The sequence below is a fragment of the Streptomyces sp. NPDC053541 genome (assembly GCF_044544705.1).
GTDB lineage: Bacteria > Actinomycetota > Actinomycetes > Streptomycetales > Streptomycetaceae > Streptomyces.
Genome location: NZ_JBITXM010000005.1, coordinates 425,139 through 438,996, shown reverse-complemented (window position 1 = coordinate 438,996; position 13,858 = coordinate 425,139). Strand labels below are relative to the sequence as shown.

Below are 13,858 nucleotides of genomic sequence, written 5' to 3'. Positions count from 1 at the left end.
CCCCCGGAGAACCCCCATGCACCTCGACCACTCCCACGACCACGGCACCGCCGTCTCCGCCGACGCCCACCGGCCCGACGGCCGCCGCCGCGCCCTGCGCATCGGCCTCGGCGGCCCCGTCGGCTCCGGCAAGACCGCCACCGTCGCCGCCCTGTGCCGCGCCCTGCGCGACACCCTCTCGCTCGCCGTCGTCACCAACGACATCTACACCCGCGAGGACGCCGAGTTCCTGCTCCGCGAGGCCGTGCTGCCGCCCGAGCGGATCGCCGCCGTCGAGACCGGCGCCTGCCCGCACACCGCGATCCGCGACGACATCTCCGCCAACCTGGAGGCCGTCGAGGACCTGGAGGACAGCGTCGGCCCGCTCGACCTCGTCCTCGTCGAGTCCGGCGGCGACAACCTCACCGCCACCTTCTCCAAGGGCCTCGTCGACGCCCAGATCTTCGTCATCGACGTGGCAGGCGGCGACGACATCCCGCGCAAGGGCGGCCCCGGCGTCACCACCGCCGACCTGCTCGTCGTCAACAAGACCGACCTCGCCCCGTACGTCGGCTCCGACCTCGACCGGATGGCCCGCGACGCCGAGCGGCAGCGCGGCCCGCTGCCCGTCGCCTTCACCTCGCTCCGCTCCGAGCAGGGCGTCGCCCCCGTCGCCGACTGGGTCCGCGAGAAGCTCGCCGCATGGACCGCCTGAGCCTCACCGCGACCGCGCGGATCGCCGCCGCGCCGGACGGCTCGCTGCCCGTCCTGGAGAGCGCCGGACCGCTCGCGCTGCGCCGCACCCGCGCCACCGGCCCGTACACCCGGGTCACCGTCGTCGGCGCGATGAGCGCACCGCTCGGCGGCGACCGGCTCGCCCTGGAGGCCGAGGTACGGGACGGTGCGCGGCTGCTCGTCGACTCGGCCGCCGCGACCGTCGCCCTGCCCGGCCGCCACGGCGCCCCCGCCGCGTACGAGATCGCGCTCACCGTCGGCGCCGGAGCCGAGCTGCGCTGGCTGCCCGAACAGCTGGTGTGCGCCGCCGGCTCCGTCCTGCGGATGCGCACCACCGTCGAACTCGCCCCCACCGCACGGCTCGTGCTCCGCGAGGAGCAGGTCCTCGGCCGGCACCGCGAGGCGCCCGGCACGCTGCTCAGCCGGCTCACCGTCCGCCGGGCCGGCCGCCCGCTGCTCGACCAGGAACTCGGCTGTGGGCCCGGCGCCCCGGCCGGCTGGGACGGGCCCGCCGTCCTCGCCGGGCACCGGGCCACGGGGCAACTCCTCGTCGTCGACCCGGCGTTCGCCGACAAACCGGTGGAAACCCGGCTTTTCGGGGAGGATGCGGTGCTCAGCCCGCTCGCCGGGCCGGCCGCCCTCGTCACCGCCGTGGCCCGCGACGCCCTCGCCCTGCGCCGGGTCCTCGACGAGGCCCTGTCCGTACTCGTCCCGGTCTGAGTGGATTGCCGCACCCGTTCGAGGAGTCACCGCTCAGCGGTACACGCGTCACCGGTTATTGGTTCGGCAAAGAACATGTGTACGCCCTTTTACCCGAGGCCCCGTTGACGCGAGGATCCCCCGGACAACCCACACGACGCTGCCACGGGGGCGGCGCTCATCCAGGGGGAGGAACCACTTGCGACGCAGTGCAGTGCTCGGCTCCGCCGGCACTCTCATAGCGGGCACGCTGATGGCGACCGCGCTCGCCACTCCGGCGGCCAGTGCCCACGGCCGGCACGGAGGCGACGACGAGGCCCGCGGCGCCGCCGTGGCCGCCGCCCGCGCGGCGAAGGCCGGCATCGACTGGCAGGACTGTCCCGCCGACTGGGGCCTGGACAAGGGCATCCAGTGCGGCTGGGTCACCGTCCCGGTCGACTACGCCAAGCCGAACGGCAAGCAGATCAAGATCGCCGTGGACCGGGCCCGTGCCACCGGCACGCCCGAGGAGAAGCAGGGCGCCCTGCTCTACAACCCCGGCGGCCCCGGCGGCTCCGGCCTCCGCTTCCCGCGCCGCGTGACCACCGGCGCCAAGCTCTGGGTCAACACCGCCAAGGCCTACGACTTCGTCGGCTTCGACCCGCGCGGCGTCGGCCACTCGGCGCCCATCTCCTGCGTCGACCCGACCGAGTTCGTCAAGGGCCCCAAGGCCGACCCGGTCCCGGACACCGAGGCCGACAAGCTCGCCCAGCGCAAGCTGGCCGCCGAGTACGCCAAGGGCTGCGCGGAGAAGAGCGGCGACATGCTGCCCTTCATGACCACCCGCAACACCGCCCGCGACCTCGACGTCATCCGGGCCGCGCTCGGCGAGAAGAAGCTCAACTTCATCGGCGTCTCCTACGGCACCTACCTCGGCGCCGTCTACGGCACCCTGTACCCCGACCACGTGCGCCGCATGATCGTGGACAGCGTGGTCGACCCGTCGAAGAAGGAGATCTGGTACGGGGCCAACCTCAACCAGGACATCGCCTTCGAGGGCCGCCTCAAGGACTGGATGACCTGGGTCGCCCAGCACGACGACGCCTTCCACCTCGGGAAGACCTACGACGAGGTCAAGCTGCAGTGGACGACCCTGCGCGCCGCCGCCAAGAAGGAGCCGCTCGGCGGCAAGGTCGGCCCGGCCGAGCTCATCGGCTTCTTCCAGAACGCCCCGTACTACGACTCCATGTGGGTCCCGGTCGCCGAGGCCTGGAGCGCCTACGCCGCCGGTGACCCGCAGCCGCTGATCGACGCGGCCGCCGCCGACCTCACCGACACCGCCGGCAACATCTCCGCGGAGAACGGCAACGCCGTCTACACCGCGGTCGAGTGCGCCGACGCCCCCTGGCCGACCAGCTGGCGCAAGTGGGACCGGGACAACTCCCGGCTGCACGAGCAGTACCCCTTCATGACCTGGGCCAACGCCTGGATGAACCTGCCCTGCGCCACCTGGTCCGCGCCGCGCCAGAAGCCGACCGAGGTCAAGACGGGCAAGGGCCTGCCGCCCGTCCTCATCGTCCAGGCCGAGCGTGACGCCGCCACCCCGTACGCCGGCGCCGTCGAGCTGCACAAGCGGTTCAAGGGTTCGCGCCTCATCACCGAGAAGAACGCCGGCTCGCACGGCGTCACCAACCTGGTCAACTCCTGCATCAACCCGCGGGTCGAGACCTACCTGCTGACCGGCAAGGTCGACGGCGCCGACGTGACGTGCGAGCCGCACGCCACGCCGCAGCCGTAACACCCCGCGTAGGACAAGGAGGGGCGGTCGCCGCGGCACGGCGACCGCCCCTTCGCGCGTCCGGGCTCAGCGCGCGGCCAGCCAGGCGTCCTCCGCCGCGTAGTCGAAGAAGTCCACCCCGTACTTCACCAGGCCGGGGAAGGCCTCCCGCCAGTCCCGCCGGGCCACCGTCTCCGCCAGGAACTCGATCGTCGCGGGCAGCGACTCCGCGTACGTGGCCACCACCGGCCGGTAGCCCAGCTCCCGCTCCGCCGCCGACATGCCGGCCACCATCGGGTGGGGAGTGGTCCACGGCGTGTAGCCCACCCAGTCCTTCCCGGGCGGCCCGTCGAACAGGATCGTCTCGCTGCTCACCCCCATCGCCGCGTCGATCGCCGCACCGATCTCGGCGACCGTCGGCGCCTGCGGGTCCGCCCCGTTCAGCACCCGGGTGCCCGGCTTCGACGCCGCCAGGCGGATCAGCTCGGCCAGGTTGTCCACGTGCGCCGGGTGGAACACGGACCGGCCGCCCTCCGCCAGGATCCGCACCGGCCGCCCGTCCAAGGCCCGCTTGACGAACCACAGTTCACGCGGACCCGGGCTGTACGGGCCGTGCACCGCCGCCGCCCGCAGCACCGTCGTCGGCAGCCGGTCGCCCGCCCCGAGCACCTCGCGCTCCAGGGCCACCTTCCGGGTGCCGTACGAGAAGTCGCTCGGCGCCACCGTCCGCCAGGTCTCCGGGATCGGCAGCGGGAACACCGGGAAGCCGCCCGGCTCGTCCTGGGTGTCGAAGTTCCGCCCCTGCTCGTCCTCGTAGACCGCCCCGCTGGAGATCACCACCGCGGAACCGATCCGGTCCGCAAGGCCCGTCAGCTGCCGCCCGTGGCGGGCGTCGAAGGCCACCACGTCCACCAGGACGTCCGTGCCCGCGCCGAGCGCCGCCGCGAGCGCGCCCTCCTCGTCCCGGTCCACCCGCACGGTGCGGACCTCCGGACCCCACCCCTCGTCCCGGACGCCCCGGCGCGAGGCGGCCGTCACCTCCCATCCGTCCGCGACGAGCGCCCGCACGGCCGCCCGTCCGATCTGTCCCGTCGCTCCCAGCACGAACGCGTTTCCCTTGGTCATGCCGGGGACGCTACGGCCCGCCGACCCGCCCGCCCAGCCGCTTTCGCCGTGCGCGGATCCGCCCACAGCGTGCGCCGGACGGGAACTTCCCCCGGGCCCGCCGCCACCACCGGGAGCGGAACCGGTCCGGCCGCGCCCGGACCGCGGCCCGTCAGGAACCCCCGGCCGCCTTCGCCTTCGCCGCGTACTCGTCCACGTACTCCTGCCCGGAAAGGCGCATGATCGCGTACATGATCTCGTCGGTGACCGCGCGGACCGCCGCCTTCTCCTCCGCCAGGCCCGCGTAGCGGGAGAAGTCCAGCGGCTCGCCGAACCGGATGGTGACCCGGCGGATCCGCGGCAGCACCCGGCCCGGGGGCTGGATCTCGAAGGTGCCCAGCATCGCGCACGGCACCACCTTCACCCCGGCCGTCAGGGCCATCACCGCGACCCCCACCTTGCCCTTGTAGAGCCGCCCGTCGTGCGAGCGGGTGCCCTCCGGGTAGATGCCCAGCAGCTCGCCCTTCGCGAGCACCCCGAGGCCCTCGCGGATCGCCGCCCGCCCGGCCTCCTTGCCCGAGCGGTCCACCGGGATCTGGCCCGCGCTGCGGAAGAAGGCCGCCGTCAGCCGGCCCTTGAGCCCCGGGCCCGTGAAGTACTCCTGCTTCGCCAGGAAGGTGATCCGGCGGCTCAGCACCACCGGCATCAGGAAGTGGTCCGAGAAGGACAGGTGGTTCCCGGCGACGATCGCCGCACCCTCCTCCGGGACGTGCTCCAGGCCCTCCACCCGAGGCCGGAACAGCAGCTTCAGCAGCGGTCCGAGCAGCACGTACTTGAGCACGTAGTAGAACACCGGCGACCCCCTTGTCCCTGCCTTTGTAACCAAGGACCCGCCCGTGGTCCACTGGTGGGGAGGAGCGGGACCATGACAGGCGCGCGCGGGCACAGGCGTCCCGGCGCCGCCGCCACCGCCGTACTGTGCGCCGTGACGGCCGCCGGTCTCTACGGCTGCTCCGGCCCGGGCCCGTCGGAGCACCCGCCGTCCCCGACGCCCACGCCCGCGCCCGCCACCCCGCCGGCCACCACCCCGCCCGCCGGCACCTCACCGCTCACCGGACTGCCCGCCCGCTCCGGTCCGGTGCTCGCCGTGAAGCTCGACAACGTGCCCGCGGCCCGCCCGCACACCGGGCTCGCCGCCGCCGACCTCGTCTACGTCGAACAGGTCGAGTCCGGCCAGACCCGGCTGATGGGCGTCTACGCCTCGCGCCTGCCCGACCGGGTCGGCCCGGTCCGCAGCGCCCGCGAGTCCGACCTCGCCCTGTTGCGCCAGTTCGGCCGGCCGGTCCTCGCCTACTCCGGTGCCCAGGGCGCGCTCACCCCGCTGCTCAGGGCCGCGCCGCTGCACCTGGTCCACGAGGGCGGCACCCCCGCCGCCTTCCGGCGCGACCCGGGCCGCGCGGCCCCGCACAACCTCTACCTGCGGCCCGCCCGCGCGCTGGCCACCGCACCGGACGCCACCCGCGCCCGGGACATCGGCTTCCGCTTCGGCCCGGCCCCGGCCGACGGCACCCCGGTGAACAGCCGGACCGTGCGCTTCCCCGCCGCCCGCTACACCTTCACCTGGGCGCCGGACGCGAAGGCCTGGCACGTCACCATGGACGGGCGCCCCGACGGGCCGCTCGCCCCCGCCACCGTCGTGGTCCAGCACGTCACCGTACGGCCCTCGCGCTTCCACGACTTCCTCGGCGCCGTGTCCCCGTACACCGTGACCACCGGTTCCGGCACCGCCGAGGTGCTGCGCGACGGACGGGCGTACCCCGCCCGCTGGAACCGCCCCGACCCGGACCGCGGCACCGTCTTCACCACCCCGGCGGGGGCGCGCCTGAACTTCGCGCCGGGCCAGGTGTGGGTGCTGCTGACGGGGACGACGCGCTGACCGCCGCTCGCCCGGCGGCGTCAGGGGCCTCAGGCGTGCGGACGGGGGCGGCGCGGAGGTGCGGGCCGCGCGGACGGGTCCGCGTCCGCCGCCGCCATCCCGATGGTGGCCACCGCGAGCACCACCAGACCGAACCACAGCCAGCCGCTGCTGCCCAGGGCCACCGTGTAGCCGGTGGTCAGCACCAGGGCCGCGCAGGTGATCGCCGTCATCGTCTTCGTCGGGCCTGACATCATCGCTCCGCCCTCCTCCAGGTCATCGTGACCCCGGAGGAGGGGCGCGCGCCAGACCTCGGACGCCCTGTCGTGCACCGGTCGCACGCCGTGCACGGCCCGCGAGCGCCCGTACGGGGACGCGGCGGAGGCGGCGCTACTGGCCGCGGGCCTGGAGCGAGGCCAGGTACGCGTTGTACGCCTCCAGCTCCTTGTCGCCGTCCCGGTCCGCGGCCCGGTCCTTGCGGACGGCCTGCCGCTGCTCGGAGTGGTACCACTGGTAGACCAGCGCGATCAGCACCAGCACCGAGGGGATCTCGCTGAACGCCCAGGCGATGCCGCCCGCCGCGTGCTGGTCGTCGAGCGCGTCGATGCCCAGCGAGGCCGGCGGGTTCGCGTACACCTTCACCAGCGGCTCGGAGGCCATCATCATCGCGATGCCGAAGAAGGCGTGGAACGGCATGCCCGCGAACAGCTCCAGCATCCGCATCACGTAGCCCGGCCGGTGCGGACCCGGGTCCACGCCCATGATCGGCCAGAAGAAGACCAGGCCCACCGCGAGGAAGTGCACCATCATCCCGACGTGGCCGGCCTTCGACCCCATCAGGAAGTCGAAGAGCGGCGAGAAGTACAGCGCGTAGAGGCTCGCGATGAACATCGAGATCGTGAACGCCGGGTGCGTGACGATCCGCATGTAGCGGCTGTGCAGCAGCTTCAGGAGCAGCTCGCGCGGGCCGGTGGACCCGCGGCCGGCCACCGGCAGGGCGCGCAGCGCCAGGGTGACCGGCGCGCCGAGCAGCAGCAGGATCGGCGACAGCATGGAGATCACCATGTGCTGCACCATGTGCACGCTGAACATCACCATGCCGTAGTCGTTCAGCTTCGTGCACATCACCAGGGCGATGCTCAGCACGCCCACCGTGAAGAACACCGTCCGGCTGACCGGCCAGGCGTCCCCGCGCCCCCGCAGCCGCGCCACGCCCCAGCCGTACAGGCCGAGCGCGGCGAGACAGCCGAAGAGGAAGAAGAGGTCGGGGGAGAACTCCAGGGCCCGCCCCAGCGTGAACGGCGGCAGATCCATCGTCATGCCGTGCCCGCTGTGATCCATCGATTACTCCTGGAGCCCGATTCGCGCTTGTTGTCCGCACCAGACTAGAACCGCCCCCGGCCGCGATCGCGACCGGGGGCGGTTCGTGGCGCACGGCCACCGCGCGGGGGCGGCGGTCAGAGCACGTTCTCGGCCTCGGCGTAGCGCTCGTCCGGGACCGTCTTCAGGGTCTCCACCGCCCGGGCCAGCGGCACCAGCTCGATGTCGGTGCCGCGCAGCGCGGTCAGCATGCCGAACTCGCCGCGGTGCGCCGCCTCGACCGCGTGCCAGCCGAAGCGGGTCGCGAGGACCCGGTCGTACGCGGTGGGGGTGCCGCCGCGCTGGACGTGGCCCAGGATCACCGGGCGGGCCTCCTTGCCGAGCCGCCGCTCCAGCTCGACCGAGAGCTGGTTGGCCACGCCGGTGAAACGCTCGTGGCCGTAGATGTCGGTGCCGGCGGTCTTGAACTCCATCGAGCCGCCCTCGCGCGGCTTGGCGCCCTCGGCGACCACGACGATCGCGAAGCGCTTGCCGTCCTCGAAGCGGGCGCCGACCCGGGCGGTCAGCTCGTCGATGTCGAAGGGGCGCTCCGGCACCACGATGGCGTGCGCGCCGGCCGCCATGCCGGAGTGCAGCGCTATCCAGCCGGTGTGCCGGCCCATCACCTCGACGACCAGACAGCGCTGGTGCGACTCGGCGGTGGTCTTCAGCCGGTCCAGGGCCTCGGTGGCGACGGTCACGGCCGTGTCGAAGCCGAAGGTGACGTCGGTCGAGGCGATGTCGTTGTCGATGGTCTTCGGCACGCCCACGATCGGCAGGCCCGCCTCGGAGAGCAGGTTGGCCGCCTTCAGGGTGCCCTCGCCGCCGATCGGGATGATCGCGTCGATGCCGAGGTCGGCGACATGGCCCTTGGCCCGCTCCACCCCGTCGACGAGGTGCGCGGGCTGCACCCGGGAGGAGCCGAGGATGGTGCCGCCGCGGGCGAGGATGCCGCCCACCGCGTCCAGGTCGAGCTTCCGGTAGTCCGCCTCCAGGAGGCCCTTCCAGCCGTCGAGGAAGCCGATGACCTCGTCACCGTGGTCGACGACGGCGCGGTGCACGACGGACCGGATGACGGCGTTCAGACCGGGGCAGTCTCCGCCGGAGGTGAGCACACCAATGCGCATAGCCCAAAAACCTTTGCAACGTGGGCCGACTCCCGGACCACGTCGTCCGGCTGGATCCCCGCCACCCTATCGGTGGAGAGTGGCGGGGCCGAACCGGATGTCCGCGGATTGGACACCCTCTTTACCCGGGCATCCCATGTGCGCTAGCCCGCTCAGACGTGCAGGCCTGGCGGGGCGTCAGGCGCGGTGTCCGTCCCGGGTGTCAGGCGGGCTGCGAGGCCGCCGCGATGCGCTCGGCGCGCAGCGCCTCGTACCACCGGTCGTCGGTCGGCGGCAGCGCGTTCACGTCGAGGGCCAGCTTCAGGAGCAGGTCCGCGATCTGCGGGTTGCGGGCCATGACGGGGCCGTGCATGTACGTGCCGAAGACCGTGTCGTTGTACGCGCCCTCGGTGCCGTCCCCGGTGCCGTTGCCGTTGCCGTACACGGTGCGCGCGAACGCCCGGGCGGTCGGGCCCAGGTGCGTGACGCCCTGGTGGTTCTCGAAGCCGGTCAGCTGGGGCAGGCCCAGGTGCGGGTCGATGTCGGCGAGCACGTCGCCGACGCAGCGGGCGCCCTCGCCGCGGACCGTGGTGACGTCGAGCAGACCGAGGCCCGGCTCGCGCTCGCCGAGGTCGTTGATGAACTCGTGGCCCAGGATCTGGTAGCCGGCGCACACCGAGAAGATGATCGCGCCGTTGGCCGCCGCCCGGTTCAGACCGCCGTCGCGGCGCAGCCGCTCGGCGGCCAGCCGCTGCGGACGGTCCTCGCCGCCGCCGACCAGGTAGATGTCGCCGGAGGTGGGGATCGGCTGGTCGCTGCGCACGTCGAGGCGCTCGACGCTGAGCCCGCGCTGCCGGGCGCGGCGCTCGACGACCAGGACGTTGCCCTGGTCGCCGTAGGTGCTGAGGAGGTCCGGGTAGACCCAGACCACCCGCAGGCTGCTGTCACTCATGCTGCAAGTCCTTCTGCGAGTCGTGGCGGGGCCGGGGTCAGTTGCCGACGCGGCGGCGGACGTCCTGGAAGGCCGTGTAGTTGGCGATCAGCTCGATCTGCCCGGGCGGCGCCACCGTGACGGCCTCGTCGAGGGTCTCGCAGACGCGGAAGTCCACGCCCGCGACCTCCAGGCGCACGGCCAGGTCGAGCTTGCGGTCGCCGATCACCATGATCGGGTGCCCGGCCAGCCGTCCGTAGTCCACGTCCCACAGCCAGGAGGTGTCCGTGCCGTCGGCGCCGCGGGCGTTGACGGAGAGGATCACCGGGGCCGGCGGCTGGTCGATCAGGGAGAAGGTCTCGAGCCAGCCGGCCGGGTTCTTGGCGAGCAGCAGCCGCAGCTCGCGGCCCTGGAAGGAGACCACGTCGTAGCGGCCGGCGACGGCCTGCACCTGGTACATGCGCTCCAGGGCCACCTGCGGCGGCACCCCGAAGACCGCGGCGACCGCGGCGGAGGTGGCGGCGTTGGCCTTGTTGGCGCGGCCGGGCAGCTGGAGCCGGATCGGCCAGGCGGAGCCGTGCGGGTCGAGCACGTGGTCGCCGTTGAGCGCCCAGCTCGGCGCGGGGCGGCGGAAGCCGCACTCGCCGCAGAACCAGTCGTCGCCGGGGCGCTGCAGCACACCGCCGCAGGCGGGGCAGGACCAGGCGTCGTCCTTCCACTCCTGTCCGACGGCCACCCACACCACGTTGGGCGAGGAGGAAGCGGCCCAGACGATCAGCGGGTCGTCGGCGTTGGCGATGATCACGGCCTTGCTGCCGTTGAGGCCCTCGCGCCACTTCTCGGCGAGCATCCGGGTCTCGGCGGCGCGGTCGAGCTGGTCGCGCGAGAGGTTGAGCAGGGCGATCGCCTTGGGCGCGGTGTCCCGGGCCACACCGGCCAGGTACTTCTCGTCGACCTCGATCACGCCGTACTTGGCGTCCGAGCCGCCGGCCAGGGCGGAGGTGATGCCGGCGGGCATGTTGGCGCCGAGCGCGTTCGACACGACCGGGCCGCTGGCCCGCAGGGCCTCGGCGATCAGCCGGGTCGTGGTGGTCTTGCCGTTGGTCGCCGACACGAGCACGACATCGAGGTGCTGCGCGAGCTGTCCCAGCAGGTCGGGGTCGAGCTTGAGCGCCACCCGGCCGCCGATCACCGATCCGCTGCCGCGGCCGGCCGCGCGCGACACCGCGGCGGCGGCCTTGCCCGCGGTCACGGCGAGCTTGGCGCGCGCCGACAGCGGCTCTGGATTAGCGGCGTGTCCTGACATCGTCCTTGTTCCTCCTTGCGTCGGTCCGGGCTCAGCCTATCGAGATCCGGCCAGCAGCCCGAACCGCGGCACCGCCGACCGGGCACGACGCCCCCTGAACGTACCCTTGCGCCCATGCGAAACCGCCCGATCCCCGGCAGTTCCGGCCGCGTCCGGGGGATGACCCTGCTCGGCGCCCCCGTGCTGCACGCCCCCTGCGCGCCCGTCACCGACTTCGGCCCCGAACTGGCCCGCCTCGTCGAGGACATGTTCGCCACGATGTACGCGGCGAACGGCGTCGGCCTCGCCGCCAACCAGGTGGGCGAGGGGCTGCGGGTCTTCGTCTACGACTGCCCGGACGACGAGGACGTCCGGCACCTGGGCCACGTGGTGAACCCGCGCCTCGTGGAGGCCGACGGCGAGGTGGTCCGCGGCCCCGAGGGCTGTCTGTCCCTGCCGGGCCTGGAGGCCCCGACCCCGCGCTACGACCGCGCGGTCGTCGAGGGCGTCCGCCTGGACGGCACCCCGGTCCGCGTCGAGGGCACCGGCTTCTTCGCCCGCTGCCTCCAGCACGAGTGCGACCACCTCGCGGGCGGCGTCTACGCGGACCTGGTGACGGGCTGGTCGCGCCGGAAGCTGCTGCGGGCGATCCGGAAGGAGCCGTGGGGGAGGGACGGCGTGGCGGCGCTCGACACCGCGGCGCGCGACTGATCGGCCCGGCCCCAGGGCGAGTGAGCCGAAGGGGCGCGCCGGGGTTGCAGCCCCGGGCGCGCGGAGACGGGCGAGGCACGAGCCGGTCGAGCACGGTCGGGGCCGCGAGCCCGGCACCCAAGCGCTCCGGAGGCGAACCGGGCCGCTAGAAGCCCGGCCCGTCGGCGCGGTCGTCCGCCAGGGCCAGGCGGCCCCAGAGGATGTCGGCGAGGCTGCGGACGAGCTCGGCGCGGGAGCAGGGGCGCTCACCGAGCCACCAGTCGCCGGCCGCGTGCATCATGCCGACGATGCCGTGGCCCCAGATCCGGGCCTGCGCCTCGCCGCCGGGGCCGAGGTCGATGCGCTCGGCGATCACCTGGCCCAGCTCCTCGCCCATCCGCCGCAGCAGCGGGGCCGAGTGGCGGCCGACGTCGAAGCCCTGCTCGGCCTGGTGCGGCTCCTCGGCCGGATGCATGAGGAAGCGGTAGACCTGCGGCATCGCCTCGATCGAGGCGAGGTAGGTGTCGAGGGTCGACTCGACCCGCTGACGGCGGTCGGCCGGGGCGTCCAGGGCGGCGCGCAGGGCCGCGAGCAGGGCGTCGGTGTGCCGGGTCGCCAGGGCGCGGTAGAGGCCGCCCTTGTCGCCGAAGTGGCGGTAGAGGATCGGCTTGGTGATCCCCGCCTCGGCGGCGATCGCGTTCATCGAGGCCTGCGGGCCGTCGCGGAGCACCACGCGGTCCGCCGCCTCCAGCAGTTCGCGCCGGCGCTGGTCGGCCGGCTTCTGCTGGTCGGTGGTGCTCCGTTGTGTGGTGGTCATCAGCGTGTCTCCCCGCCCGTACGAAATTCCTGAGGCTGTCGCAACGTAACACCCGGGCGGCACCCGGTGCCGTCCGGCCGGTGCCCGGCGGGGGCCGCCAGGAACTGCTCCGCTGCTGGTTGACAGCCCATACCCACCGGTAACAAGATGGGGTTACCGCAAGTAACACACCGCCGGGAGGGATCATGGCCGAGTTCACGCTCGAACTCAACGACGACCAGAAGCAGGTGCGCGACTGGCTCCACGGCTTCGCCGCCGACGTGATGCGCCCCGCGGCCGCCGAGTGGGACGAGCGCGAGGAGACCCCCTGGCCGATCATCCAGGAGGCCGCCAAGCTCGGAATCTACTCCCTCGACTTCTACGCGCAGCAGTTCTTCGACCCCACCGGCCTCGGCATCCCGATGACCATGGAGGAGCTCTTCTGGGGCGACGCCGGCATCGCGCTCTCGATCGTCGGCACCGGCCTCGCCGCCGTCGGCGTCCTCGCCAACGGCACCGAGGAGCAGATCGGCACCTGGGTCCCGCAGATGTACGGCGACGCGAACGACGTCAAGGTCGCCGCCTTCTGCTCCTCCGAGCCCGACGCCGGCTCCGACGTCGCCTCCATGCGCACCCGCGCCGTCTACGACGAGGCCAAGGACGAGTGGGTGCTCAACGGCACCAAGACCTGGGCCACCAACGGCGGCATCGCCAACGTCCACGTCGTCGTCGCCGTCGTCGACCCCGAGCTCGGCTCCAAGGGCCACGCCTCCTTCATCGTGCCGCCGAACACCCCCGGCCTCTCCCAGGGCCAGAAGTTCCAGAAGCACGGCATCCGCGCCTCGCACACCGCCGAGGTCGTCCTGGAGAACGTCCGCGTCCCCGGCCACTGCCTGCTCGGCGGCAAGGAGAAGCTCGACGAGCGCCTCGCCCGGGCCCGGGAGCGCGCGAAGCGGACCGGGAACGGCGAGCGCGTCAAGAACGCCGCCATGGCCACCTTCGAGGCCTCCCGCCCCGCCGTCGGCGCCATGGCCGTCGGCACCGCCCGCGCCGCGTACGAGGTCGCCCTCGACTACGCCAAGACCCGCGAGCAGTTCGGCCGCCCCATCATCGACAACCAGGGCGTCGCCTTCCAGCTCGCCGACATGCGCACCCAGATCGACGCCGCCCGCCTCCTCGTCTGGCGCGCCTCCTGGATGGCCACCGCCGGCAAGCCCTTCACCTCCGCCGAGGGCTCCATGTCCAAGCTGTACGCGAGCGAGGTCGCCAAGAAGGTCACCGCCCAGGCCATCCAGATCCTCGGCGGCAACGGCTACACCCGCGAGTACCCGGTCGAGCGGATGCACCGCGACGCCGCCATCTACACCATCTTCGAGGGCACGAGCGAGATCCAGCGCCTGGTCATCGCCCGCACCCTCTCCGGCATGCCGATCCGCTGACCCGCGGCCACCGGCACACCGGCCCCCGGGGAGTCCAGGCCCCGGGCCGCCCGGGCCCGGAGGG

Annotated in this window: 14 protein-coding genes; 6 read left to right on the top strand and 8 right to left on the bottom strand. The window is 73.3% G+C overall.

The window, feature by feature from the left end; genetic code table 11:
* The first annotated feature begins 16 nt into the window (after positions 1 to 16).
* The 3 genes from ureG to ACIGW2_RS15690 all read left to right on the top strand — a co-directional run bounded on the left by ureG (position 17) and on the right by ACIGW2_RS15690 (position 3,190).
* A complete protein-coding gene (gene ureG / locus ACIGW2_RS15700) occupies positions 17 to 694 on the top strand; it encodes an urease accessory protein UreG (protein WP_361587901.1) in 678 nt (225 codons plus the stop codon).
* On the top strand, positions 691 to 1,434 hold the full coding sequence (locus tag ACIGW2_RS15695) for an urease accessory protein UreD (protein ID WP_399844140.1): 744 nt from the start codon (positions 691 to 693) through the stop codon (positions 1,432 to 1,434). The genes ureG and ACIGW2_RS15695 overlap by 4 nt, the downstream gene beginning before the upstream one ends.
* Positions 1,435 to 1,612: 178 nt before the next feature.
* A complete protein-coding gene (locus ACIGW2_RS15690; RefSeq protein WP_399843993.1) occupies positions 1,613 to 3,190 on the top strand; it encodes an alpha/beta hydrolase in 1,578 nt (525 codons plus the stop codon).
* Between the two features lie 66 nt (positions 3,191 to 3,256).
* Here ACIGW2_RS15690 and ACIGW2_RS15685 read toward each other — a convergent pair whose 3' ends face one another.
* Positions 3,257 to 4,294 (bottom strand): NAD-dependent epimerase/dehydratase family protein, encoded by a 1,038-nt coding sequence (locus tag ACIGW2_RS15685; protein WP_399843991.1) that lies wholly within the window; start codon positions 4,292 to 4,294, stop codon positions 3,257 to 3,259.
* A gap of 151 nt (positions 4,295 to 4,445) precedes the next feature.
* On the bottom strand, positions 4,446 to 5,126 hold the full coding sequence (locus ACIGW2_RS15680; protein WP_391656330.1) for a lysophospholipid acyltransferase family protein: 681 nt from the start codon (positions 5,124 to 5,126) through the stop codon (positions 4,446 to 4,448).
* Between the two features lie 72 nt (positions 5,127 to 5,198).
* On the opposite strand from ACIGW2_RS15680, the gene ACIGW2_RS15675 reads away from it, so the two are divergent.
* Positions 5,199 to 6,209: a DUF3048 domain-containing protein gene (locus ACIGW2_RS15675; RefSeq protein WP_399843989.1), complete on the top strand. Its 1,011-nt coding sequence runs from the start codon at positions 5,199 to 5,201 to the stop codon at positions 6,207 to 6,209.
* Between the two features lie 29 nt (positions 6,210 to 6,238).
* Here the strand turns inward: ACIGW2_RS15675 and ACIGW2_RS15670 are convergent, their stop codons facing one another.
* The 5 genes from ACIGW2_RS15670 to ACIGW2_RS15650 all read right to left on the bottom strand — a co-directional run bounded on the left by ACIGW2_RS15670 (position 6,239) and on the right by ACIGW2_RS15650 (position 10,890).
* The gene (locus ACIGW2_RS15670; protein WP_399844138.1) at positions 6,239 to 6,442 is read right to left on the bottom strand and encodes a hypothetical protein; all 204 of its coding nucleotides are present in this window, start codon (positions 6,440 to 6,442) and stop codon (positions 6,239 to 6,241) included.
* 136 nt (positions 6,443 to 6,578) lie between these two features.
* Positions 6,579 to 7,529, bottom strand: a complete 951-nt coding sequence (locus ACIGW2_RS15665) for a cytochrome c oxidase assembly protein (protein ID WP_391656328.1) — start codon at positions 7,527 to 7,529, stop codon at positions 6,579 to 6,581.
* A 116-nt stretch (positions 7,530 to 7,645) separates the two neighbouring features.
* Positions 7,646 to 8,674, bottom strand: coding sequence for a 6-phosphofructokinase (locus tag ACIGW2_RS15660; protein WP_361587890.1), 1,029 nt, complete (start codon positions 8,672 to 8,674; stop codon positions 7,646 to 7,648).
* Between the two features lie 202 nt (positions 8,675 to 8,876).
* On the bottom strand, positions 8,877 to 9,605 hold the full coding sequence (locus ACIGW2_RS15655) for a glutamine amidotransferase (RefSeq protein ID WP_356069410.1): 729 nt from the start codon (positions 9,603 to 9,605) through the stop codon (positions 8,877 to 8,879).
* Positions 9,606 to 9,642: 37 nt separating this feature from the next.
* Complete coding sequence (locus ACIGW2_RS15650) at positions 9,643 to 10,890, bottom strand: MurT ligase domain-containing protein (protein ID WP_356069413.1); 1,248 nt, start codon at positions 10,888 to 10,890, stop codon at positions 9,643 to 9,645.
* Between the two features lie 114 nt (positions 10,891 to 11,004).
* On the opposite strand from ACIGW2_RS15650, the gene def reads away from it, so the two are divergent.
* Positions 11,005 to 11,580 (top strand): peptide deformylase, encoded by a 576-nt coding sequence (def, locus tag ACIGW2_RS15645; protein ID WP_391656327.1) that lies wholly within the window; start codon positions 11,005 to 11,007, stop codon positions 11,578 to 11,580.
* Positions 11,581 to 11,725: 145 nt separating this feature from the next.
* On the opposite strand, the gene ACIGW2_RS15640 is transcribed toward def, so the two are convergent.
* Positions 11,726 to 12,376, bottom strand: a complete 651-nt coding sequence (locus ACIGW2_RS15640; protein ID WP_391656326.1) for a TetR family transcriptional regulator — start codon at positions 12,374 to 12,376, stop codon at positions 11,726 to 11,728.
* Positions 12,377 to 12,561: 185 nt separating this feature from the next.
* On the opposite strand from ACIGW2_RS15640, the gene ACIGW2_RS15635 reads away from it, so the two are divergent.
* Positions 12,562 to 13,794: an acyl-CoA dehydrogenase family protein gene (locus ACIGW2_RS15635; protein ID WP_399843985.1), complete on the top strand. Its 1,233-nt coding sequence runs from the start codon at positions 12,562 to 12,564 to the stop codon at positions 13,792 to 13,794.
* The last annotated feature ends 64 nt before the right edge of the window (positions 13,795 to 13,858 follow it).

Excerpts from the sequence above, each read along its gene's own strand:
- ureG (WP_361587901.1), top strand. The coding sequence starts at position 17 with ATGCACCTCGACCACTCCCACGACCACGGCACCGCCGTCTCCGCCGAC.
- ACIGW2_RS15685 (WP_399843991.1), bottom strand. The coding sequence starts at position 4,294 with ATGACCAAGGGAAACGCGTTCGTGCTGGGAGCGACGGGACAGATCGGA.
- ACIGW2_RS15675 (WP_399843989.1), top strand. The coding sequence starts at position 5,199 with ATGACAGGCGCGCGCGGGCACAGGCGTCCCGGCGCCGCCGCCACCGCC.
- ACIGW2_RS15670 (WP_399844138.1), bottom strand. The coding sequence starts at position 6,442 with ATGTCAGGCCCGACGAAGACGATGACGGCGATCACCTGCGCGGCCCTG.
- ACIGW2_RS15665 (WP_391656328.1), bottom strand. The coding sequence starts at position 7,529 with ATGGATCACAGCGGGCACGGCATGACGATGGATCTGCCGCCGTTCACG.
- ACIGW2_RS15660 (WP_361587890.1), bottom strand. The coding sequence starts at position 8,674 with ATGCGCATTGGTGTGCTCACCTCCGGCGGAGACTGCCCCGGTCTGAAC.
- ACIGW2_RS15655 (WP_356069410.1), bottom strand. The coding sequence starts at position 9,605 with ATGAGTGACAGCAGCCTGCGGGTGGTCTGGGTCTACCCGGACCTCCTC.
- ACIGW2_RS15650 (WP_356069413.1), bottom strand. The coding sequence starts at position 10,890 with ATGTCAGGACACGCCGCTAATCCAGAGCCGCTGTCGGCGCGCGCCAAG.
- def (WP_391656327.1), top strand. The coding sequence starts at position 11,005 with ATGCGAAACCGCCCGATCCCCGGCAGTTCCGGCCGCGTCCGGGGGATG.
- ACIGW2_RS15640 (WP_391656326.1), bottom strand. The coding sequence starts at position 12,376 with ATGACCACCACACAACGGAGCACCACCGACCAGCAGAAGCCGGCCGAC.
- ACIGW2_RS15635 (WP_399843985.1), top strand. The coding sequence starts at position 12,562 with ATGGCCGAGTTCACGCTCGAACTCAACGACGACCAGAAGCAGGTGCGC.